Source organism: Dyadobacter linearis (assembly GCF_907165045.1).
GTDB lineage: Bacteria > Bacteroidota > Bacteroidia > Cytophagales > Spirosomataceae > Dyadobacter > Dyadobacter linearis.
The window spans coordinates 278,643-302,963 of sequence record NZ_CAJRAU010000006.1; the positions used below are offsets into that span (position 1 = coordinate 278,643).

The following is a 24,321-nucleotide window of genomic DNA, read 5'->3' on the forward strand; positions in this document are numbered from 1 at the left end:
TTACAATGTGAAATTGACACCAAAAAGCAGTTTTCTGCTGATCGGATATTTGATACTGGAAGCACCCGGGGTGTCTTCAAATGAGAAAGAAGCCTCCGGATCCGGACCTGTGAACTTGGTTCCTGTCCAAAGGTTATCCGCACTTACGAAGATGTTCGCGCGCGCAAATCCGATGCGCTTGATGGTATTCACCGGGATATTATAGCCCAGGCGCACGTTACGCAGGCGGATGTAACTTCCATCTTCCAGGTACCGCGTCGAAGACTGGTTGGAATCCTTGTTACCGCCCACGATCGGTTTCGGGTGCGTGGCAATATCACCCGGCTTCTCCCAGCGAGAATATTGACTTGGCAGTACCATCTGGTTGTAGCTTTCGTACAAACCGTCGTTGTCAAAATAAACGCGGCTTTCATTGTAAACCCAGTTACCAGATACGAAATTGAAGAATGCAGAGAGTGTAAACCCTTTGTAACCCAACGTATTGGTCAAACCGCCTGTAAAGTCAGGGTTGGTTGATTTTCCTGTAAACTGCCGGGATTGTGCGGTTTGAACTGTGCTATACGCATTTGTCAGTTCTTTGGTCACATTTCCATTTGCGTCGGTCACAAGCTTTTCCCACTGCGGATCGCCGTTTTCGGGATTTACGCCCGCCCAGACCGGCATATTAAATTCGCCCATATCGTGGCCGGCTGCCAGAGGTAAGCGGTTACCCGGGCGGAAAGTAGCTGCGCCGCCGCTGAGTTCAAGGATCTTGTTCCGGTTGAAGGCCATATTAAAATTGGTCTCCCAGGTCAATTGCTTTCCTGTGATATTATTCGAAGTAAGGCTGAATTCAACCCCGCGGTTGCGGACAGAACCTGCATTTACCCAAACATAACTGTAACCCGTAGTCGCCGTTAATGGTCTCTGGTAAAGCAGATCTTCGGATTTTTTGTTATAGATATCCACGGCCAGATCAACCCGGTTCCATAAACTGATATCAAATCCGAGGTTGGAAGCACGGATCTTTTCCCAAGTCAGGTCAGGATTTCCTTTCTGAAAAGGCTGCGCACCCGGCACACCTGCATAGCTGGCCGACTGTGAAATCGTGTACAAGCCGAGCGACGCGAAATTCGGAATAGCCGCATTTCCCACTGTACCATGGCTCAAACGCAATTTCGCAAAGGTCAATACCTTATTGTTTTTCAAAAATTCCTCATTACTCAATACCCACGAAGCACCCAGCTGGAAGAAGTTAGCGGTCGAGTTATTTTTCCCGAACAAAGAAGAAAATTCATTCACCAGCGAACCCACCAGGAAGTAGCGGTTGTCATAATTGTAGTCAGCCTGGCCGAGGAATTTACGGAATGCGACCTGCTCGTTGTAACTGGTCGGAGACACGAGAATATCTGTCGCAACTGACAATACATCCTGCCCAGCCGGTAACCCTTTACCCGAAGTGGTATTGAATTCGTTGAAAGAAGTCTCTGCTTCCGCAACACCCAGCAATGTCAGACTGTGCTTTCCGAATTCTTCCGAATACCGGATACGGTTGGAAGTCAGCAGGCGGTAATTGTTGTTATTGTTATTGTAAAGTTCTCCGCCATTTGCTCCGCCCTGTTTTGTACGGCGGTCATAATAAGTAGCGCCCGACCCGTTTCCGAAATTGGCGCGGTTGTAGCTCGAAAGCGTGATCTTGTCGGTCAGGTCATAGTCCAGATTTACATCCAGGCTGGTTCTCAAACTCCTTGCATTTGCAAAATTGTACTGGATCGAATGCAGGAAGTTTTCCCGATCGCGGCCGAGCCAGTTTGGATAAGAGCGACCGTCGGTAGGGACACCGTTATCATAAGCCGGATCATACGGAAGGTTGGTATAAGCATCATACAAAGTATTGCTATTCTGATAGTTATCCCTCGTGTACTGCGCATTGAAAAGTATCGCCGCCGCCAGTTTGTTGGTCAGTTGCGATTTCAGGTTGGTGCGGAAGTTGAAGCCCGTTTTATCGTTTTCAACCACTGTACCCTGCTCTTTGTAGTAGTTACCCGAAACGTAGAAGGTCGTTTTGTCCGAACCACCGGAGATAGAAACGTTGTGGTTGTTCACAAATGCGGTACGGAAAGCTTCATTCCACCAGTTGGTATTCGTGCGCAACACTGATTCGTTCCGCGGATTGAAAGTGCTGTGAAAATCAAACAGTTCCTGCGAATCCATCAGGCGGAAATTACCTGTTGTTGCCTTCGCCCAGCCAAATGTATTGTTGAAGTTGATCTCCGTTTTACCCGCCTTACCCATTTTGGTATTGACGATAATAACCCCGTTTGCCGCGCGTGAACCGTATAAACCCGTCGCCGCCACATCTTTCAGTACCGTTACGCTTTCCACGTCGACCGGGTTGTAGCTACCGTCAATATTACCGTCGACCACGTAAAGCGGCGAGCTGTTTGCCGAGATCGTACCCGATCCGCGGATCACAACCCTGGCCGGACTGGTAGGATCTCCTGAATTCGTGGAAACCACAACCCCCGGCGCCTTACCTTGCAACAGGTTGGGCAATTCGTTGGAAGTCACGTCGCGCAGCTTCTGGCTGCTGATCGTCGAAACTGAACTCGACAGGTACCGCGCCTTTTTAGCCGAATATCCTACCACTACCACCTCGTCCAAACCTTTTGCATCCGATTCCAGCACGATATCCAGGTTTGTGGCACCGTCCACAGCCACTTCTTTGGTCGCATATCCGATGAAGCTGAAAATGAGCGTCGTGCCGGGACTCGTCAGGTTAATGGTGAATGCGCCGTCGATATCCGTCGTGGTACCTTTATTCGTTCCTTTTTCTACAATGCTCACACCAGGTAAAGCTTCATTTTCGCTGGAAACGACTTTTCCAGTAACCGTATAATCCGCTTGTCCGGCCCGTTTTTTCACATTGTTATCGGGTGAAAAGGCCACAGCGCTTTCCAGTCCGTTTGCCAGCGAAAGCGCGGCAAAAAGGGAAAGCCTGATTAAAAATTTGTATTGATTTCGCATAGTTGACATTGTTGGTCTGTTAACTGAAAATCCTCTAAGAGTTTAGAATAATTAAATCGTGCATGCTGCTTTGTTGAACAGGCCGCCCCTCCCGCGCGAACATGTCCCTGATGAAGTTTTGATTTTTACATCGATAGCTACTTTATATTGTGATATCTCTTGTGTAACCAGTAGTAATAGTAATAAAATTTTCTAAAACTTAATTTTTAAAGAATATTATTTTAACATTCACAGGAAAGGTTCTTTTATTATTTACATAGCAGTTACCGTAAAATACAAAAAGTGTGCACGTGCACACTTTTTACCTGCCCGACAGGGCGCTATTTAAAATTTCATTTTTTCACCTCTGTTTTGCCATAATATCCGGTCTTAATTCAAGATCACAAAAAGGAAAATTAACGGTAAACCAGCTCAGTGGTCGCTTGGCAGGACTTGTCAGTTTTGAAACGGATCCATCTTGCTGCAAATGCGGCTGGAAATTCAAAGTCAAGCGATTTTCCCGGCTCCACGGTGAAGGTTTTGTATTCCATCCACGGACCATTTCCAACCGGGTCAGCTTCCAGCGTGAAAGTGACAGGTGTTGTCGCATTGTGGGACAAAGTCATTTTTTTCTTGTCGTAAAAACCGATCAGGTAAGGATCCGAAGCTTCGTTTGCATTCACCTTCGCGTTTTTCCAAGGACCGCCGTGACCGGTAGGTTTGCCCAGTTTCCAAAGATCATCGATCGCTCCTGCCCAAACCGCCGCTTTTTTATCGTTTGAAACGATAATGTGCTTGTTAGCAGCAGCTTTATCCGCGTCAAGACCGGTCATCACTAGCAACCCGCGGTAGGAAGCGTAATCGTTGATCCGGAAATTATGAGAAGAAACCGGCCTGATCTTGGCATAACCGTCTGCATTTTCAGCAGGCAGCTCGTAAAAAGTACCGTGGCAATTGAATAGGTCACGCTCGGTCGCTACTTCGCGGCAAATGCGCAATGCAGACTGGTCAGTAAGTCCTGTAAAAGCCTCGTTACCAAGTGGTAACCGCCACCGGCGACCTTTGTCATCGACAACCAATACCGAAGATGCGTCTACTGTCACCACTTTCTGCGGAATAGCAAATTTTGTTTTTACAAAATCCAGTGTCTTCTGATCCTCTTTTCGTACGAGCTTCATATCCGCGTCCAATTCATAGTAACCCACTTCCTTGGCTTTGCTACCTTCATAATCTCTGGCAGCCAGCGCCAATGCGCGGCGGTCGTCGCCAAGTCCGTAAATAAGCCCGGCGGTTGACTTACCGGTAGTTGCTTGTGTCAAACCATTGAAAATAGCATCCGGGCTGGTGGTACGTTTGTCGTCGGTAGAATAGTAAAAGTGCGCTGAAACATTAGTCGCTTTGCCCGACTTAATGCGCACCCACTCCCCTTTTTCGCCATTTTTAAAATCAATGCGCTGTGAAGCTTTGGGCTTAACTGAAACGGATTTCAACTCCGACCAGCTGCCATTTCCATCTTTATCAGCTTCCAATGCAAAACTCACCTCGGTATCCCCGTTATTCTGGATCCAAACCGACCGGTGCGGCCAGCCGGCAAACAGCATAGGGTCCGAAACGTCGCCTGCATTCACAGCTTCATTCAGCCACACAGAACCTTCGGCGGTGTTCGGGCCAAGCTGATCGGGCAGATTCAGCGAAGTGAACCACAAATTTGAATTCGATTGTCCGGGACCTTCAATGCCACCTTTTGCTTTTCTTTTGTTCAAAAATTCGCGTTGCGCCGAATCATCGCAGCCGAACACAAGCTGATCATTCCAGCGCGTATAATCGCCGATCACTTTCAGGTACGACGAGCGCGGACGAATTCCCGCCGAACTTTTGGAAGTGAACTTGCCTGGAAACTGCCAGAACATTCCGTGCATTGTCATCAGATAATCGGACTTGGCAGCAGTACCTACGTCGCGGATGCGCGGCCACTCTGTGTTCCAGCCGTGTGCGCCGTCGTAAGAGTGACTGGCTTTTGGAAGGCGGTAAAAAGTCCATTTATTATTGTCCCTAACCCCCAACAGCACCGACTTATGATCCCAACCCGTAGCCCAGATCGGGTCGGTTTCAGGATTTTTATTTCCGTAAATGCCACCCGGCCCCGTTACTTCCACGAATTGGTTGCGACGAACTACTTTCCAGTCTTTCCCGTCCCATTCCGCCAGCACGCCCGACTCAATATCAAAATCGATTTCCGCCCGCTTTCCGGGTTCGCCGTTATTGGAATAAACCGCCACGCCCTGGCCGGAATAAAAGCCTTTTCCGTGGGTTCCGGGAAGTAACCCTTTGAACTGATAGGTAGATTTGTCAGCCGCTTTGGCGCGGTCGATATTCCCATCTTCATAAAGCATGGTCGGTTTCAGCGTGGCTACATCTACTTCATAAAAACCCTCCTCCATCGTCCCGTAAAGGATTTTTTTGGTTGGATCTGTCAAATGTCTCGCATTGCCGGTGTGCCTGCCGGGCATTGCTTTGTACGGGATCACGCGCACATTCGACTTATCATCAATCGCATAAGGCCCGATAAAAAGCTGCTTGCTTTCCGAGTGGATCATCCGGTTGGCCGGGGTACCTCCGATACTGCCCGGAAATACGGTTTGTTTCAGATCCGCACTCACCTCATACAATTTATCAGAAGAACCAAAAGGTAAATGCGGGCCGTATGTGATCACCCAAAGCTTTCCCGCCCAGGGTACCACCGCACCCGTGCCGCATTCGCCCTCCTTGTTGTACATGGCCAAATGAGGATAAATGCCACTGAAAGATGGTTTGTTCGGGGTTTGCGCTTTTGCAAATTGGCCACACAGGACCAGCCACCCCAGCAGGGTCAGAAGCGAATACTTTTTCATTAAAAAACGATCGTTAAGCCCTTTAAAAAAAGGAATATTGGTAATAGGAAAAATAATTAGTAGCCTGGATTCTGCGTCACATTGGTATTCACACGCCGCTCGACGGCGGGTATTGGCCAGAGGTATTGTCTGCTTTTGTCAAAACTCCGCTGCGCGAGCACTTTCACGTCGGTACCAAATCCTGAATAGTCAGGAATGCCGTCAGCATCCAGCGGCGTCACGCCGGGAAATGGCCATTTCGCACGATTTTGAGCGGCGGGATCAGGAAGGCCGATCACTGGTTTTGTGAGTACCTTTTCAGCCAGCTGCCAGCGGATCAGATCCATGTAGCGCAAGCCTTCACGCGGGAATTCCACGCGCCTTTCTCTCCGCAAAAGTTGGCGCAATGCATTTGCATTGGTACTTGTTACCACCGGGTAAGACTTTGTTTCTGCAGCACTCACCCCATAAGCCCGCGCGCGAACCTGGTTGATCGCATCTGCCACGCTAGCATCGATTTCACCCAGCTCGATCTTCGCTTCCGCGTAGGTGAGCAGGATTTCGGCGTAGCGCACGATGATCAGATCGTTGTCTTCCACGCGCCGGTCGGCCCAGGTCTGGTCGATGCCTTTTTTCCATAACAACCCGGTGAAACTTGCAAACGCAGCTACTGCACGGGTATCCTTGTTCTGTACCTTCCTGTTTTCCTTTGCGCTGAATACCAGTAAGGAATCCGGGTGAGGCGTATAATTGTAGCCCAGCCACTGGGTATTAAACTCAACGATACTGGCAGTCAACCGTGGGTCGCGGTTTTTAAATGGCGCCAGCGGGTTGTAAAGCGGCGATTCGTCAATGGGTTTTCCATCAATGCATTCGTAAGCATCCATCAGCTCACGTGTAGGAAGCTGCGCGCCAAAGCCGCCCGCATTTCTTGAAATATTATCCTGCACATAAGCCGCAGCACCGAAAACCTGCTGGCTCTCGTCCCTCGGAATACTGATGATCAACTCGCTGCTGGATTCTCCGGCTCTTGTAAAAAGCTGCGAATAGCTCGTGTGCAGCTTATAACCCGCCGCCGATTCCATGATCGCTTTCGAAGCGTCACGGGCAATATCCCATTTACCCAGATACAAAGCAGTACGCGCCTTGATAGACAGCGCAGCCCCTTTTGTCAACCGTTTCGTTTCCGCGGCGGCATAGCTTTCGGGTAAATTAGTAGCTGCAAAGTCAAGCTCGGCGAATACGAATGCAAGAATTTCATCCCGGTTTGTACGCTGTACCGAATACGAAGCATCAAGCGCCAGCGGCTCGGTGAGCAGCGGCACGTCGCCAAAATGGGTGATCAGCCGGGAATACTGGTAGGCACGCATCAGGCGCATTTCAGCTTCCAGCCGGGTCATGATCGACGCAGGTGTAGTGGCTGCGGCGCGGTCTTTATTGGCCAGAAATGAATTGGCGCGGGCAATTGCCCTGTACGCATTCAACCAGAAAGTCTGAACAGCGGCATCGTCCGCATTCATCGTGCCGCCAATCACCGCATTCGTCAGCTGGCCGCGGTGCCATTCATTATCGCTGAAAAGCTCGTTGTCGTTCGACCAGAAAGTAGCGCGGTACAGGTCATTCACCGCCAGTTCTAGTTCAGTTTGATTAGAGTAAAAAGTTCCGGTTGAGGCTTCCGACAAAGGGTTAAGGTCGAGCGTATGACAGGATGAAAGTCCCACCGCCACGAGAAAAGTCAATGCTATTTTTTTCATGAGAATAAGTGCTTCCTGTTAATTAAAATCGGATAGTTGCGCCCGCCATCAGGGTGGTCACGATCGGGTACGCGTAGCTCGTCGACGATTCAGGATCGACGTATTTCGGGAATTTGCTGAATGAAAGCACATCGTTGGCAGACACATAAAGCCGCAATCCCTGCACGCCGGCCCGCTTCAACAACGTCTGCGGAAGCGTGTAACCCAGCGTCAGGTTTTTCACCCGGAAATATCCGCCATTGAGCAGCCAATAGTCCGAAAGCGCATAGTTGGCGGCGTTGGAAGTGCGTGAAAGACGCGGATAAGTAGCCCGCAGGTTTTGCGCGGCATCGTTGTTCAAACTCCAAAACTTACCCACCATTTCCGAAGGCATATTGCCAAATGCTTCTGCAAAAGGTTGCGTAATATCACTGTTGAGGCGCGAAAGCTTCTTGCCTACACCCTGAAAACTGATCCCAAAATCGAAACCTTCATAATCCAGGCGCAGGTTACCGCCGTACAAATACCTTGGCAGCGCGCCGCCCAGCAGCACTTTGTCGTCAGTCGTGATCTTACCGTCTTTGTTCACATCCACATACCGAACGTCGCCCGGTTTGGTGGTTACATTCAGCACGGGTGCGCCGGTGATCTCGTCCTGGGTTTGAAAAAGGCCATTTGACAAATACCCAAACCATTCGTTGTATTCACTACCGTTCCGGATGATCTGGTCGCCGCGGAACTCCGTGCCGCGCAGGTCGCCGACGGTGGATTTGGCGTCGGACAAGTTAGCCGCGACCGAATAGCCCAGCTTGTTGATCTTATCGCGCCACGAAGCTTCCAGCTCCCAGCCGTGCACATTGAGCGTACCTGCATTCTGGTTGGGCTTGTCGTAACCGAGGTACAATGGAATATCGAGCGGGAGGAGAATATCCGTCGTCTTTTTCTTGTAATAATCTGCGGCAACGGTCAGGCGATCGTTCAGGAAAGCTGCATCGAGCCCGAAATCGAGCGTCTGGCTGGTTTCCCACGAAATGTTCTCAACCGCATAAACCTGCTGTCCGCCACCGGTAAGCGGTATTACGCTTCCATTCTGGTAAAAAAGCGCAGTCGTGAAATCGACTGTCGCCAGGTAAGGATAGTAGGCCGGATTGTTGTCTTTATTCAGCAGCCGCTCATTTCCGGCCGCGCCCCAGGAGCCCCTTACTTTCAGGAAAGAAAGCCACGAATTGTCTTTAAGAAAACTTTCTTCCGAAATCGTCCAGCCTGCTGATATTGACGGATAAACAGCCCGGCGGTAAGCCGCTGCAAATCGCGAGGAAAGGTCCGAGCGCAGGTTTCCCTGAATAAAATATTTGCTCTTGTAATTGTATTGTAATCTCCCGAAAAACGAATGCAGTCCCGATTCATTTGCATACCCGGAATTGTCGCGCAGCTCGGTGGAGCCGGAATTGAGGTATGGAAAATCGGTCAGCGCAAACCCGCTTCTGGACGCGGTCAGGTTTTCCAGCGAGCGGTAGTTTTCTTCAAATCCGGCAAGAATATCAATGGTATGCCCGCCGTTCAGCTCTTTCACATAATTGGCGAGCAGCTGTCCGTTCATACTTAAACCCTCCGTGCGGCCCTCGGTCAAAATAGTCCGCGCCTGGTTCACGACCGTGCTCGGCGTTCCGTCGGGGTTCGTGTAGCGTATTTGTTTGGAGAAGTATTTGTTTTTATCAAGATCAAAAACAGGAGCTACCAATGCAGTTACCGTGAGACCGTCCACCGGTTTGTAACTAAAAGATACCCGCCCTCCGATCTGATTTTCGAGTGACCTGGTAAATCCACCATCGCGCACTTTGGCCAACGGATTCCGCCCGTCCTTACCAAATGCCACGCGACCGTCGGAATACACATCATCATAAATAGGCGGCATGACCCGGCTTTCGTAGATCGGATTGAAATCATTGTTCGGCAGCTCGTTTGCATTGCCTTTGTTGGCTGTCCTTTTGTAAAAAACATCCAGGTTCACAGCAATCTTCTTACTCACCTGCAAATCGTTATTGACCCGGAACAAATAGCGGTCGAAAGATCTGTTATCGTAAAAAGCCCCGGATTTGGAGTAACCCAGCGAGGCCTTGGTTTTGATCTTGTCGGTACCCATTGTGAATACCAGGTCGTGGCGCTGGCGGGGCGCATTTTTGCGCGTGATCAGTGCTTTTTGCCAGTCGGTATTCGGAAACTCGTCGGGATTCGCACGGTTATTTTCAAGGTATGAATCAATAAATGGCTGCGCAAATGGGCCGGTACTGGCGCCATCGTTGGTGGTTTGCTCATTAAAATACCGCATATAATCTTGTACACCTACGTACTCGGGCATGGCGGTAGCGCGCTGCACACCGTATTCATAAGTGTATTCCAGGCTACCCTGTCCGCTTTTCGCCCTTTTTGTCGTAACCAAAATTACCCCTGCGGCACCTCTCGAACCATAGATCGCTGCGGAAGCGGCATCTTTCAATACCGTAATATTTTCCACGTCGCCCGGATTTACATTATCAATGCTGCTCACTGGCACGCCGTCGACGATCACGAGCGGATTATTGGTACCAATTGTTGTGATACCCCGGATCAGAATGTTGGAGCTGGCTCCCGGCGCGCCGCTGCTGCGTGTAACCGAAACGCCGGCAATACTACCCTGCAATGCTTCGGAAACCTGGATCGTTTGCCTGCCTGCAACTTCTTTGGAACCAATGGAAGAAATGGCCCCGGTCAGATCCTTCTTCCTTTGCGTACCATAACCTACCACGACCACCTCGGACAACGCATTGTCTTCGGACTTCATGGACACGTCCAGGGTCGATTGCCCCGTCGGGGAAACTTCCTGGCTCTGGTAACCTACAAATGAGAAAGTAATCGTGACCGGGCCCTGGTCAGGAATAGCCAGCTTATATACACCGTTGGCGTCGGTGACGGTACCACGCTGGGTACCTTTGATGACGATGCTCACTCCGGGAAGTTCCGTTGCGGCGTCGTCAGTAACTTTGCCGGTAATTTCACGGGTTTGCGCCATTGCGGGAACAAGCCAGAGAAGTACCAGGACAAAACTCAGTAGAGCTTTTTGTCGCATATTTTTCAGATATTTAGGTTTAGTGCAAAATCGGAACGGCGATCGTGCTTTGGAATAAATTTGAGTTAGCAAATATAAATTTGCATAATACGAAGATTACAGAAAGACGTTAACCAGCTGCCTGTACAAAATTATGGACAACCCAATTATTTAGCTATCAGGATATTAGAGTGCAATTATAATGGAAAATGGAAAAGGTCAGGCTACGCAGATCGACCACCTGGACTACGGATGTCAGCTGATCAGTGAGATTTATGGCAAACCTGATATTGCCGAATGGACGAACAGCGACTTTATCCGGCTGAGCCACATACTGTACAAGAAAACGCGCGTTCAGATCAGTCCGAACACGCTGAAACGCATATTTGGCAAAATAAAAACAGACGCGCGTTACTACCCTCAAAAGGCCACCAGGGACGCGCTGGCCAACTATATCGGGTATCCCGACTGGGATAGCTTCGCGACTGCAAAGCCTTTGCCGTCGTTACAGCAGCCGGTTGTTCACGAGGCTGAAAGTCCTGTAACTGGACCTTTCGCGGCTCCGGGAGGCGGACAGGTAGTATCCGGAAAATTACCAGTTTCGAGGAGGTACGCATGGAAAATCCTGGCCGGACTGATCGTTCTGATCGCCCTGATCGGCGTGGCGGAATACTATGCAGCGGTGAGCGGCGAAGGTGATGTGACTGCTGAAATGATTTGCAGAAACCCGGAGGGAGGAAACCCGCATTCAGCGTTTTTTGCATTAAAAGGAATCCGGACAGCCGGGGGCGCTGCGGATTACCATATTGAATTCGGGGATGGAAGGAAGATGAAACTGACAGACTCGGACAGCGTTGTGTCGCACTATTATGAAGTACCCGGGCGGTTTCTGGCTGTGCTTAAAAAAGATCAGCAAGTCCTTGATTCAGCAACCATTTACCTAAAATCTACTGGCTGGACGGCCACAGCGCGCATGATGTACGATTCCAGCCGCGTGTATCCGATCGAGATCCCAAACCTGCTTTCCGGCGGAAAACACAGTGTGACCGCCGAAGAAGTAGCGCGTGCCGGCGTGGATACCAACCGCACATTTTTCATTGACTTTATCAACACCCACCTGACCGATATCAACGGCGACAATTTTGATCTCGTCGCCCGTGTCCGTACCTCGCACGACCGGGCCGGTGTGCGCTGCTCGCAAGTAAAACTGACCGTTTTCGGCGAGTCGACGCTGCATATGATCGACATTATGAAGCCGGGCTGCGTGCATTGGAGCAAGCTGCAATTCTCGGAAGTCAAAAAAAGCGGGCGGAATGACGGGCTCGAATTCTTAGGCGCCGACCTCCGAGAGGGCGGTACGATCCGGCTGAGCGTGAAAGAGAAGCACGCCAAGCTGTACATTAACGGCGAGCTGGTGCACGAGGCCAGCTACCGCCACGCGCTCAACCGCGTGTACGGTCTCGGACTGATGTTTGCGGGAATAGGTACGATTGAGAGCGTTACTTTGACCGACCTGAAAACGGGTAAGGCATTTGACGGTAACTTTTAGAGATGCAAATTTTATTTATCACTAAAAAACCCCGCATAATCACGGGCGAAATCATCGAAGCTTCGTGGCTGCAAACCGGTAGCTTCATGAAAACCCTGAGCAACGTCAGCTGCTTCGCCGAGCGCGTAATGCGCATAATCCTCGATCAGCCCGTCGGCCTGCCATTCTGGAAGACCAACATATAAAAGCATATCGCGCAATGCGGCTGGCGGTACGTCTACGAATCGGACCGGGCGGCCAATTGCGGTTGACAATTTTTCAGCGAGCTGCGCGTGGGACAAAGCTACCGGGCCGGTCAGATTATAAATTTTGTTTTCATGACCTGGCTGAATCAATGTTTCACCTGCTGCGGCGGCAATATCCCTGCTATCGATCAGGCTCACTTTCGCTTCCCCGATCGCGCCGAAAAACTGTCCTTGCCCGATAATTGAATCCTTAAAACCCAACAATCCCTGCATAAACAAGTTAGGACGCAGAAATGTGAATGCAATTCCTGAGTTTTCGATCGCCCGCTCCACCACCGCGTGATATCTCAGAAACCGGACGGGCGAATTCACATTTGCGGCCCACTGCGACAGTTTTACAATATGCTTCACGCCAGCTTCAGCGGCTGCATCGACAAACCGCAGCTGCTGCTCTTCCGCAAGCTCCGACGAATTGGTCAGCAGGAATGCTTTGTCGATCCCGGTAAGCGCCTTTTCCAGTGATTTTGGGTCGTTGAAATCGCCGGTAACATATTCCGCACCTGTCAGTTTTGCGGCTTTATCCAGCGAGCGTACCATCGCGCGGAACGGTATTCCTCCGGCGGAAAGATATTTAACAACTTCCGAACCGACATTTCCAGTAGCTCCGGTAATCAATATGCGGGGTGATTGCGCGTTTTCCATTTTAGTAAGTGTTTTGGTTTGATTTATTTTTTACCAAAATTAGAGTCGGCCACGGGCTGAAAATTGTAAGAAAACGAAATGCCTTGCCTAGTCACCTATGCCAGAGATCGGAGAACATATTGAAGTAACGGGCGCGCTCGGCGAGGTGATCAAGCACTTGTATTGTATTAAAACCGACAGTGATTTCAATACAATTACGCAGCATCTGTCGCCGAGCCTCGAAATAATGCTAGCTTTCAATTTTGGGTTACCAGTCCGTATATCGTTTGGGGATCAGGATTTGGGAGAAAAAAGAATAGAAAAAGTCGGCGTGATCGGTCCGCTGCGCAAAATGCTGAACTATGAAGTACTACCGGCGACGGATATGATCGTGGTCGCATTCAACCCAAATGGATTTTACCGGCTTTTTCAGATTCCGGTGGATCGGATGCAAAATGAAATGGTACACGATCCCGACTCACTGCTGGGTATTTCGGGATTCGAAGAGTTGTGGGAAATGCTTAAAACACTGCCGGCACAGCAAAGCCGGGCAAATTTGCTGATCGAATATGGACTAGCTTTTATAAAAGAAGCAGATGCAGGAAGCCAGCCGCTGCTGGAAGGGATACTGGATCTCGAAAATGCATTTAATCAGCCTTCGAAGGCGATTGCCGTAGAAACCGACCTTTCCACGCGGACTATCCAAATGCGATTTCAGAAGTACCTCGGTTTTTCAACAAAAGAACTCACGCGATTTGTCCGTTTCAAACAGGTTATCGATTTTATCCAGAAACAGGAACATTCCGTAGATTGGCTTGCGGTCGTCACCGAATTCGGCTACCACGATCAGAGCCATTTGATCAAGGATTTCAAACACTATCTCTCTACTACCCCGCGGAAATTTGTGCAGGATTTTCTTGGCAAAGAATTTTGCGTCAGCAAACCATCGGGTGATCCGCATTAAACCAAAAAAAGGCTGCCGACCAGTGGTCAGCAGCCTTTTTGAACCTATAATCCACCATCAGAAAGAATATCGCATTGTCACTCCGTATGTGCGCTGATCGCCCACGATACCTGCATATTGTCCGTAGCTTCCCGGCGCAGCGAGCAGCAATTCGTAGTAATCTTTGTTGAATATATTTCTTGCCCAAACGAAGAATGAAAGTCCGTTGGAAGCTCTGAAACCGGCGCGTCCGTTTGTCAGCGAATAACCTTCTATATTCAGGTACTGCGAAGGCGACGGGCTGGATGAGAATTTCGAGCGGTAAAATGCGTCGATTCCCAGGAAGTAATTTCCTTTTAAACCCAGAAACGCACCTTTTGTATTCGCCTCACCACCCACAGAACCCGACCATTTAGAAATACCCGGCAGCACACCGCCCGAAATATCCTTGAAAGCCTGCGGGCCGCCTACTTCTTCCAGGGGCACCGGCGCATTTTTAAAGCTCACATATTCACCGTCCGTATAAGCCACGGCCGCATTGAAAGTGAAGTGTGTGAAACGGATATTTCCATCCAGCTCAGCACCCTGCACGCGCACTTTTTCTGCATTGGCCAGGTAGCCGCGGTTTACACCCGGATCAGGAGTTTGAACCTGCGTCTGAAAATCCCTGATATCGGAACGGTAGAAGGTAAGGTTCAGGATCGAGTTGGCACTTGGTTTGGTTTTGATACCAAATTCCTTGTGGTCGACATACTCGGGCTTTACATTCGCCAGGTCTAGCAAAACTGCACCGTTTGCTGTCGGCAAGCCGCCCACGTTTACGCCAATAGGCTTATAACCAATAGAGTAAGTTGCGTATGCATTGAACCGGCTTGAAGCGCGGTACTGTAAAGAAAGTTGTCCTGAGAAGTTACCCTGATCGTAGTTTGTATTAAATGCCTGGTCTGAATAAACGCCTCTTTTGAGTGCCAGCAGGGCAGCGTCGCTGGTCTGCAAACCTCCGTAAACCTCTCTTTTATAATCCACTACCTTTTTGTCGTAGTTATAACGAACACCCGGCAATACGTGCAGTTTGTCGGTAATCGACCAGTCGGCCTGACCAAAAACGGCGAGCGAAGTGCTCTTAATGCGGTTGGAAGTACGGATACCGAAGTTATCGAACAAGCCTGGTGTTTTCCACAGCTCGCTGGTCGAGCTCTGGGCAAAACGCCATTGTGCCGAGCCCGCTTCCTCAGTTTGTACAGGGTCAGATTTCAGATCCTGCCAAAGTCCGAAGACACCAATTACCCCGCTTAATTTAGAAGAAATTTTCCCGGAGTAACGAAGCTCCTGGGACCACTGATCGTGCACCGAGTTACCCGAAGAAATCGTGAATACCGGCAGACCAAGGTAATCACGGTCATTCAATGGTACCCATTTCCAGAATCTCCACGCCGAAGTGGAAGTAAGTGTTCCGTTTCCTATTTTAATATCTGCATTCACAGAAACACCGCCCAGCCTGTTATCCGCTTTGGAAGGTGTGTCCAGGTCTACCTTTCTTTCAAATGCACTTGCATAAGGGAGTTTGTAATTCAGATCTGCAATGATCGCATCGAACTGGCGGTAGGCCGCGCGCTTGGTCGGAACCACGCCCGCCACCGGCCAGCCGTAGCCGGTTGGTTTTTGGTCAGAAACGTCACCGATCACTGTAATATTCACTTTGCTGCTCGGGGTGTAAAGGAATTGTCCGCGCACGCCGATGTTGTTGATATCGTTGATCGGAAGCTGCGTATGTTCATTAAAGAAAAGCCCGTTCCGCTGGGTCCCGGTAAATGAAACGCGTGCAGCCAGTTTCTTGCTGATCGGCCCGGTGAACGATCCTTTTGCCTGTATGTAGCCAAAATTTCCGTAGCTCAGCTCAAAGCTGCCACCCGGATCGAAGCTAGCGCCGCGGGTGGTGATGTTGAAAGCACCTGCGGTTGTATTTTTTCCAAAGAGCGTTCCCTGTGGTCCGCGCAATACTTCAATTCTTTCTATATCAATAAAGTCCAAAGCGGTTGCGGCGGGACGGGCGTAGTAAACACCGTCCACATAGAAGCCCACACCCGGATCTATCCCGTCATTTGTGAGTCCGTAAGTCGAGCCTAACCCGCGGATATTCAGGGTTGTGTTCCTTGCATTGGATACATAGAGCTGCACGGTAGGGACGAGTTCTTTCAGACGGTTTACGTTAAACGCACCAGCATCTTCCGCAGCCGATCCGCGGATAATGGAAATCGGAATAGGTACTTCCTGTGCCGATTCCTGACGGCGGCGCGACGAAATGATCACGTCTTCAAGCTGATTGCTGTTCGCGTCCAGCGTAATTTCCACATTGGTCGCGCTTACATTCACCTCTTTTCTTACATACCCAACATAGGTAACAATCAGTGTAAAAGGCAGTCTCTGGCCGGTAATCAACGAAAAGTTACCGGCAGCGTCGGTCGTAGATCCGTTGGTAGTTCCTTTAATAGAAACAGTAGCGCCAACCAGCGGCTCGCCCGAGCTTCCATCAAGTACTTTTCCCGAAAATGTAGAGTTAACAACGGCATTGTCCTGCGCCAGCAAGGAGGAGGGGAAGATCGTGGCAATGACGATCGTAGCGACGACCGAGAAAACTGAGGTAAGGAGTTGCTTCATAACAAATTATAAACTGGTGGTAGTAATACTGTTTTCGATAAACTATATAGAGTTTGTAGATTAGAATCGCGCTTGAAGTGAATATTCCTGCGTTCTATCCGGAGGCAAATGTATTAAAACTATTTAATCTACCAAATTGATAGTCTAATAAAAGTATAATTTTGTTCGACGGCTGCAAACTGGCTGGCGCGGTTTTTATATTTCACTCAAAATATAACTATCAGGGAATTACACTTTTTTATGACCAGTAAACCCGCGCGGAAGCGCATTGCAATTATCGGAGGTGGGCCAAGTGCCTTGTTCGTCTACAAGCGGCTGGTCCGCTCCCCTGCCAGGTTTGACATTGACATATTTGAGAAAAGCGATATGCTGGGTGCGGGAATGCCTTATAGTAAAGCGGGCGCCAATACAGAGCATATCACCAATGTTTCGCACAACGAGATCCCGAAGATGTCCAGCTCGATCATTCAGTGGATCAAGGAGCTGTCTGTCGCGAAGCAGAAGCAATTCAATATCGACCCGGCGAAATTCACACAATACAAGGTTTTCCCAAGACTGCTTTTCGGCGAATACCTGGCTGCGCAATTTGCCATGTTCAGGGACGAAGCTGATAAGAACGGGATCGTAACGCGCGTACATTACAACAGCGACGTGACCGATATGGCAGATCAGCCGGAAAATGGCGTGGTACAGGTTGCTGTAAACGGCACAGTACTGGAATTTGAACGGGTGATCATTTGTACCGGGCACAAATGGCCGGAGAAGTATGAAGGCGAAATACCGGGTTATTTCGCGTCACCCTACCCGCCCGCCAAGCTGCGGCTGGCGATCGACCACCCGGTGGCGATCAAAGGTTCGTCCCTGACTGCAATTGACGCGATACGGACGCTCGCGCGTGAAAACGGCCGGTTTGAATGGGTTGAGGAGGATAAATTGATGTATATACCTAACGAAGACAGCCCCAAATTCAAGCTGGTGCTGCATTCACGGAGCGGCCTGCTTCCTGCGATCCGGTTTCACCTAGACGAACCTCGGATAACCAGCGACTCGCTGCTGACGGACAAGGAAGTGGCAGATAATATGAAGAAGAACGGCGGTTTTCTTTCTCTCGATTACATTTTTGAAAAGAACTTCAAAGACGCATTCAAAAAGTGGGACCCGAAGCTTTATCGTCGCATTAAGGATATGAAGATCGAGGAATTCGTACATACCGTGATGGATATGCGCGAGGGCAAGCCGCCGTTTGAGCTGTTTAAGGATGAATACAAGGAGGCAAAAAAATCGATCGAAGAGCGCAAATCGGTGTATTGGAAGGAGATACTGGCAGAGCTGAGTTTTTCCATCAACTATCCTGCCAAATATATTTCTGCCGAAGATACGATGCGCCTCGGAAAAGTGCTGATGCCGCTGATCGCGACGGTTATCGCGTTTGTCCCGCAAAGCTCCTGCGACGAGCTTTTTGCATTGCACGACGCCGGGAGACTGGAAATGGTAGCTGTCGGCCAGGAAGGCAAAGTGGAGCCGAAAAAGGAAGGCGGTATTGTGTACCGTTACGTCGATGAACAAGGTAAGAAGCACAACGTTTCGTACAAAACCTATGTGGATTGTTCGGGGCAGCGCCACTTTTCCTACGAGGAATTTCCATTCAAAGGTTTGGTATTAAAAAGAACTGTAAGCCCGGCGCATATTTGCTTCAAGTCAGGAGAAGTGGGTAAAAAACTGATGGATGAAGGCAATGAGGATGTGATCACCAACTCGCACGGGGACTATTTCCTGAAAGTACCCGGCGTGGCGATCAATGATTGCTTCCAGGTGGTGAATGAATATGGCGCAGCCAACGAGCGCTTGTTCATTATGGCAGTGCCCCATATCGGCGGTCACAATCCCGACTATTCCGGACTTGATTTCTGCGAACAGGCTTCACAATTTATTGTTGAGAAATTAGAAGAAACGGCTTCATGGTAGCATTGGGGCCGTTTTTGTCTGAGATTTGGGTTTACCCCGTTAAGTCACTGGGTGGCGTCAGATTGGAAACGGCGCAGGTGGAGGAGCGCGGGTTACAATATGACCGGCGCTGGCTGATCGTGGACGAAGAAGGTAAGTTTTTGACGCAAAGGTCACATCCTGAAATGGCGCTGATCGATGTGGCTATCCTTGAAAACGGCCTGCTCCTCTCCCATCGGAATTATCCCACAAATGCGGTGAAAGTATCGTTCCAGCCTGATACTTCAATGGAAGTTACTGTCAGGATATGGAAAGACTGGGTACCCGCGCAAACCGTTTCCAAAACTGCCGACGATTGGCTCAGTGCCCAGCTGCAAAGGCAGGTACGCATTGTGGCGCTTTCAGAAAACGCAGACAGAAGATCGCCTGCTATTGGTGGCAAAGAATCTTCCCTGATCAGTTTCGCAGATGATTTTCCTTTTTTGTTAACCTCCTCAGAATCCCTCAACGATCTCAATAGCCGCCTTCCCGAGCCCGTTGGAATGAATCGCTTCCGTCCTAATTTCGTGATCGGCGGTGCAGCTGCATTTGCAGAAGATACCTGGAAATCGATTCGCATTTCGGGTATTGGATTTGACCTGATCTCGCCTTGCGAGCGCTGCGTTGTAGTTACGATCAACCAGGAAACGGGAAGAAAAGGACTGGAACCGCTGCGGACACTTTCTAAGTTTCGCCGGCAGGAAAGACACATCATATTTGGACAAAACGTTACCGGCAGCGGAGAAGGAATAATCCGAACGGGCGACGCAGTCGAAATACTCCATTGACCTCTGCATTTAATCCCGACCCAAATGTGATCTGACTCCCTGTTGCATCAGTTATCGCACTATATTTGCCGCACATGATGCTCGCAAATTACATTCTGGCGCTCTACACGATCCTGCTTTCCTGCATTCCCTGCCAGGATGAGGTCATCGCTGTGCTTCATGAAGATCAAATTACCAGTATCAGTACCAATACCCACGACAACGGGCAGGAAGCTGTCGATCTGTGTTCCCCGTTCTGCATTTGCGCTTGCTGCGCAGGCATAACCTTGCAACAGGTACCTGGCTCCCTGCCGGAAATTTCTTCCTCCCCTTTCTTCAATGACAGATCTTACGCGTACCTGGCACCGGGTATGAGCGAAAATCTGAGCGCGATCTGGCAACCGCCCAGGGCTTAGTGTATCCACTTTTTTGGGTTTGTTAACTGCCGGACTTGTCTTCGGCGGTAACATTTTTTACACGCAATCTAAGCTCAGATGTTAGATAAGATCATTCATTTCTCAATTCATAACAAGCTGATCATCGGTTTGTTAACATTCGCACTGATCGCCGCCGGGGTATATTCTTTTACCCGATTGCCGATCGATGCGGTGCCGGATATTACCAATAACCAGGTGCAGATCATTACCACCAGCCCGTCGCTCGCGGCGCAGGAAGTGGAGCGGCTGGTCACTTTTCCTGTTGAAACGGCGATAGCGACGATTCCTTACACCGAAGAGATCCGGTCGATTTCCAGGTTTGGGCTGTCGGTGGTTACCATTGTTTTTCAGGATAAAATCGACGTTTACTGGGCGCGTCAGCAGGTATCGGAGCGGCTGCAAGGTGCGGCGCAACAGATTCCGCCTAGCGTCGGTATGCCCTCACTCGCACCTGTCACGACGGGGCTGGGTGAAATCTATCAATATGTGTTGCACACCAAAAAGGGTTTCGAGGACAAATATCCGCCGATGGAACTGCGCAGCATTCAGGACTGGATCGTGCGCCGGCAGTTGCTGGGCACAGAAGGTGTGGCCGATGTGAGCAGCTTTGGCGGTTTTTTGAAACAATACGAGATCGCGATTGATCCCTTTAAGTTAAGGAGTGCGCAAATATCGATGTCGGAGGTTTTTTCTGCATTGGAAAAAAACAACCAGAATACCGGCGGCGCTTACATTGACAAAAAACCGAATGCGTATTCGATCCGGAGTGAGGGTTTAATAGGAAGCATTCAGGATATTGAAAGTATTCAGGTAAAAGAAACGGCAAACGGACTGCCCGTGCTGATCCGCGATATCGCCAAAGTGCAGTTTGGATCGGCGGTGAGGTACGGCGCGATGACCCGCAACGACGAGGGCGAAGTGGTGGGTGGACTGGTACTGATGCTCAAAGGCGCAAATGCGTCGAAAGTGATCGGCCACGTGAAAGAGCGTGTGGCGCAGATCAGCAAAACGCTGCCCGAGGGTGTGGTGATCGAACCGTTTCTGGACAGGACAAAGCTGGTCGACAAGGCGATCGCTACGGTTTCGAGAAACCTGATTGAAGGCGCGCTGATTGTCATTTTTGTATTGATCTTGTTGCTGGGAAATTTACGTGCGGGCCTGGTAGTAGCGTCTGTGATCCCGCTATCAATGCTTTTTGCAGTCACGATGATGCATATCTTCGGCGTTTCGGGCAACCTGATGAGCCTGGGCGCGATCGATTTCGGGCTGATCGTCGACGGGGCGGTGATTATCGTGGAAGCTACTCTGCACCATATTGCGGGCAGGAAGTTTACTCACCGGCTCACGCAGCGGGAAATGGATAAGGAAGTTTACGAATCTGCTTCGAAAATCAGGAACTCCGCGGCTTTTGGGGAAATCATCATTCTGATCGTTTACCTGCCGATCCTTGCACTGGTAGGTATTGAGGGAAAAATGTTCCGCCCGATGGCGCAGACCGTTGGCTTCGCAATTCTGGGTGCCTTCATTTTGTCAATCACCTATGTTCCAATGGCCTCCGCATTGTTTTTAAGCAAACTCAATGAACATAAGCCAAATATCTCAGACAGGATCATCGCCTTTTTTCACAGACTTTACCGGCCCGCGCTGGCATTTGCATTAAACCAAAAACTCCTGATCGTTGCAAGTTCTGTGATATTGTTCGTTGCTGGCCTCGTGCTTTTTCTGAACATGGGCGGCGAGTTCATCCCGCAGCTGGACGAAGGCGATTTCGCGGTTGAAATGCGGGTGCTGACCGGCAGCTCTTTGTCGGAAACCGTAGATGCCAGTCAAAAAGCGGCCGCACTGCTCAAAAAGAAGTTTCCCGACGAAGTTATAGAGGTAGTTGGTAAAATTGGCTCCTCCGAAATACCGACCGACCCGATGCCCGTGGAAGCCGCGGATCTGATGGTCATATTAAAAGAAAAATCGGAATGGACGCAGGCAAAAGGCCGTGTGGAGCTGGCGGAAAAAATGCAGCAATACCTTTCAGAATCCATTGCCGGCGTGACTTTCGGTTTTCAGCAGCCTATTCAAATGCGTTTCAATGAGCTCATTTCGGGTGTAAAGCAGGATGTTGCCGTCAAGATCTTTGGCGAAGACCTGACTGTGCTTTCCGAACAGGCGAAGAGAATTGGAAGACTGGCAGGCTCGGTGGAAGGTGCGGAAGATCTGTATTTGGAGGCAGTAAGCGGGCTTCCGCAGATCGTAGTTAAATTTGACCGAAGCAAAATGGCCGTTTTCGGGATCAATATTGAAGACGCCAACCGCACGATCAATACTGCATTCGCGGGCAGCAGCGCGGGGCTGGTGTATGAAGGTGAAAAACGTTTCGACCTCGTGGTGCGCCTCGATCAGACCAGCCGACAAACGGTTGAAGATGTAAGAGAGCTGTTTGTCACCAACCAGCACGGACAGCAGGTTCCGCTCGGCCAGATCGCGGAAATCGGAATGGTAACCGGTGCGAACCAGATCCAGCGCGAAGACGCGAAACGGCGGATTATCGTCGCATTCAATGTCCGCGGCCGCGACGTGGAAAGCGTGGTGACCGAGCTGCAAGCCAAAATCAATAGCCAGCTGAAACTTCCTACCGGCTACTACATTACTTATGGCGGACAATTTGAGAATCTGAAAGAAGCGAATACGCGCCTGGCGATCGCAGTACCGATTGCGCTTCTGTTGATTTTCGTGCTGCTCTATTTCAGTTTCAATTCACTGCGCCAGAGTTTTCTGATCCTCTCCGCGATCCCGCTTTCGGCAATTGGTGGCGTTTTTGCGCTCTGGCTGCGTGATATGCCTTTCAGTATTTCGGCCGGGATCGGGTTCATCGCCTTGTTCGGCGTGGCGGTATTGAACGGGATCGTATTGATCGCGGAGTTTAATTTTCTTCGGAAACAGGGTATCACAGATCTGAAAACGATCATTTTCCAAGGTACCGAAACGCGGCTCCGCCCGGTATTGATGACGGCGCTGGTGGCTTCACTTGGGTTTTTACCAATGGCGTTATCGGGCAGTTCCGGCGCGGAAGTGCAGCGGCCACTCGCTACTGTGGTGATCGGTGGGCTCGTGTCGGCTACCTTGCTGACGTTGCTGGTACTACCGGTTCTATATTGGTTGATCGAGACAAGATTTGACAGAAAAATAAGTGTTAATGCATTGATTATATGCCTATTACTTTCAACCTCGACACTTACCGGGGCTCGTGCGCAGGATAGCAATACACCTGCAAAGCAACTTTCTCTCGCAGAGGCTATTCAGCAGGGTACCGCCCAAAATCCGGAGATCCGCTCGGGTACTTTCCTGGTCGATTATCAAAAAGCAATGCTGGGTACTGCTGTTGAAATCCCTAAAACGGAATTGATGTGGATGGGCGGGCAATACAATAGCAGCCGGTTTGACAACCATTTTCTCCTATCGCAATCCCTGCCGAATCCGGGCGTGACGAAAAAGCGGCGTGCACTGCTTTCCGCCCAGGTCGACGGGGCGCAGGTGCAACAGGAAATCACGAAAGCGGAGCTGATCCGGCGCATTAAATCTGTGTATTACCAGCAGCTATTTGTAAAAAGCAGTCAGCAACTGCTCGTTCAGGAAAGTGAGCGCGCGGCACGTTTTGCAAAGGCGGCACAACTCCGGTTCAAAAGTGGTGAGGCCAATATGCTGGAACAGGCAGTAGCGCAAAGCGGCGAGAGTGAGATACAGACGCGGCTTACGCAAAACCAGACTGCCCTGAAAAACCTGCAACGGGAACTGCAAATGCTCTTGAACAGCACTGAGCCGATTGAGGCGGCTGAGGATAGTCTGACCAAACGCAGTCTCACCGTTGCATTGTCGGATACTGCGGCGCTAGGCAACTCGCCTTATCTGCGCCTTTTGCGTCAGCAGATTATGATTGAGAACAGATCCACTGCGATACAGCGCGCAAACCGGCTGCCCGATTTTTCGCTCGGCTATTTCAACCAATCGCTCACTGGCTTCCAGAATCCAAACGGTACCGAGATTTTTTACGGGTCCGGCAAACGGTTTCAGGGTGTACAGGCGGGCATTGCGATCCCGGTTTTCAATGGCGCGTCGAAAGCCAGGATTAAAGCCGGGGCAGTGAGTGAACAGCTCGCCAGGAACCAGGCGGAAGTGGCCCGGTTGCAGCTCGAAAGCAGGCTGGCGCAGGCATTTAACTCCTATTTAACTGACCAACAGAATATTGAACGCTACGAACAGCAGTCGCTGACACTTGCCGCTGCAATCCAGAACAGCGCGACGAAAGCTTATGAGGCTGGCGAAATCGGTTATGTGGAATATGCCCAGGCATTTTCGCGCGCATTTGAGATCAGGGCCGGCTACCTGGAATTGATCGACTCGCTGAACCAGTCTGTGATCGAAATAGAGTTCCTGCTCGACAAACAATGAATCCG

Annotated in this window: 12 protein-coding genes; 6 read left to right on the forward strand and 6 right to left on the reverse strand. The window is 50.1% G+C overall.

From position 1 onward, the window contains the following. The 4 genes from KOD92_RS20380 to KOD92_RS20395 form a co-directional block, all read right to left on the reverse strand. Positions 1-3,006, reverse strand: coding sequence for a SusC/RagA family TonB-linked outer membrane protein (locus KOD92_RS20380; protein ID WP_215235438.1), 3,006 nt, complete (start codon positions 3,004-3,006; stop codon positions 1-3). 395 nt (positions 3,007-3,401) lie between these two features. Beyond that, positions 3,402-5,876, reverse strand: coding sequence for a hypothetical protein (locus tag KOD92_RS20385; RefSeq protein WP_215235439.1), 2,475 nt, complete (start codon positions 5,874-5,876; stop codon positions 3,402-3,404). 56 nt (positions 5,877-5,932) lie between these two features. Further along, positions 5,933-7,609 carry a RagB/SusD family nutrient uptake outer membrane protein gene (locus tag KOD92_RS20390; protein WP_215235440.1) on the reverse strand — a complete coding sequence of 559 codons (1,677 nt, stop codon included), beginning with the start codon at positions 7,607-7,609 and terminating at the stop codon, positions 5,933-5,935. A 22-nt stretch (positions 7,610-7,631) separates the two neighbouring features. Then, entirely contained in the window at positions 7,632-10,694 is a 3,063-nt protein-coding gene (locus KOD92_RS20395) for a SusC/RagA family TonB-linked outer membrane protein (RefSeq protein WP_215235441.1), read from the reverse strand. Between the two features lie 181 nt (positions 10,695-10,875). Between KOD92_RS20395 and KOD92_RS20400 the strand changes: the two genes are divergently transcribed. Continuing rightward, positions 10,876-12,222: a hypothetical protein gene (locus tag KOD92_RS20400; protein ID WP_229254771.1), complete on the forward strand. Its 1,347-nt coding sequence runs from the start codon at positions 10,876-10,878 to the stop codon at positions 12,220-12,222. 11 nt (positions 12,223-12,233) lie between these two features. Here the strand turns inward: KOD92_RS20400 and KOD92_RS20405 are convergent, their stop codons facing one another. Further along, positions 12,234-13,109, reverse strand: a complete 876-nt coding sequence (locus tag KOD92_RS20405; RefSeq protein WP_215235442.1) for an SDR family oxidoreductase — start codon at positions 13,107-13,109, stop codon at positions 12,234-12,236. A gap of 97 nt (positions 13,110-13,206) precedes the next feature. Between KOD92_RS20405 and KOD92_RS20410 the strand changes: the two genes are divergently transcribed. Then, complete coding sequence (locus KOD92_RS20410; protein WP_215235443.1) at positions 13,207-14,052, forward strand: helix-turn-helix domain-containing protein; 846 nt, start codon at positions 13,207-13,209, stop codon at positions 14,050-14,052. A gap of 57 nt (positions 14,053-14,109) precedes the next feature. On the opposite strand, the gene KOD92_RS20415 is transcribed toward KOD92_RS20410, so the two are convergent. Beyond that, positions 14,110-16,689 (reverse strand): TonB-dependent receptor, encoded by a 2,580-nt coding sequence (locus KOD92_RS20415; RefSeq protein WP_215235444.1) that lies wholly within the window; start codon positions 16,687-16,689, stop codon positions 14,110-14,112. A 240-nt stretch (positions 16,690-16,929) separates the two neighbouring features. On the opposite strand from KOD92_RS20415, the gene KOD92_RS20420 reads away from it, so the two are divergent. The 4 genes from KOD92_RS20420 (at position 16,930) to KOD92_RS20435 (ending at position 24,316) form a co-directional block, all read left to right on the forward strand. Next, positions 16,930-18,654: an FAD/NAD(P)-binding protein gene (locus tag KOD92_RS20420; protein ID WP_215235445.1), complete on the forward strand. Its 1,725-nt coding sequence runs from the start codon at positions 16,930-16,932 to the stop codon at positions 18,652-18,654. Then, positions 18,648-19,460, forward strand: coding sequence for an MOSC domain-containing protein (locus KOD92_RS20425; RefSeq protein ID WP_215235446.1), 813 nt, complete (start codon positions 18,648-18,650; stop codon positions 19,458-19,460). Before KOD92_RS20420 ends, KOD92_RS20425 begins: the two co-directional genes overlap by 7 nt. A 74-nt stretch (positions 19,461-19,534) precedes the next feature. Then, entirely contained in the window at positions 19,535-19,855 is a 321-nt protein-coding gene (locus KOD92_RS20430) for a DUF6660 family protein (RefSeq protein ID WP_215235447.1), read from the forward strand. Positions 19,856-19,933: 78 nt separating this feature from the next. After that, on the forward strand, positions 19,934-24,316 hold the full coding sequence (locus KOD92_RS20435; RefSeq protein ID WP_215235448.1) for a CusA/CzcA family heavy metal efflux RND transporter: 4,383 nt from the start codon (positions 19,934-19,936) through the stop codon (positions 24,314-24,316). Positions 24,317-24,321: the final 5 nt, after the last annotated feature.

Coding starts and splice junctions, on each gene's coding strand:
- KOD92_RS20415 (WP_215235444.1), bottom strand. CDS start 16,689: ATGAAGCAACTCCTTACCTCAGTTTTCTCGGTCGTCGCTACGATCGTC.
- KOD92_RS20400 (WP_229254771.1), top strand. CDS start 10,876: ATGGAAAATGGAAAAGGTCAGGCTACGCAGATCGACCACCTGGACTAC.
- KOD92_RS20435 (WP_215235448.1), top strand. CDS start 19,934: ATGTTAGATAAGATCATTCATTTCTCAATTCATAACAAGCTGATCATC.
- KOD92_RS20420 (WP_215235445.1), top strand. CDS start 16,930: ATGACCAGTAAACCCGCGCGGAAGCGCATTGCAATTATCGGAGGTGGG.
- KOD92_RS20410 (WP_215235443.1), top strand. CDS start 13,207: ATGCCAGAGATCGGAGAACATATTGAAGTAACGGGCGCGCTCGGCGAG.
- KOD92_RS20405 (WP_215235442.1), bottom strand. CDS start 13,109: ATGGAAAACGCGCAATCACCCCGCATATTGATTACCGGAGCTACTGGA.
- KOD92_RS20385 (WP_215235439.1), bottom strand. CDS start 5,876: ATGAAAAAGTATTCGCTTCTGACCCTGCTGGGGTGGCTGGTCCTGTGT.
- KOD92_RS20395 (WP_215235441.1), bottom strand. CDS start 10,694: ATGCGACAAAAAGCTCTACTGAGTTTTGTCCTGGTACTTCTCTGGCTT.
- KOD92_RS20430 (WP_215235447.1), top strand. CDS start 19,535: ATGATGCTCGCAAATTACATTCTGGCGCTCTACACGATCCTGCTTTCC.
- KOD92_RS20380 (WP_215235438.1), bottom strand. CDS start 3,006: ATGCGAAATCAATACAAATTTTTAATCAGGCTTTCCCTTTTTGCCGCG.
- KOD92_RS20390 (WP_215235440.1), bottom strand. CDS start 7,609: ATGAAAAAAATAGCATTGACTTTTCTCGTGGCGGTGGGACTTTCATCC.
- KOD92_RS20425 (WP_215235446.1), top strand. CDS start 18,648: ATGGTAGCATTGGGGCCGTTTTTGTCTGAGATTTGGGTTTACCCCGTT.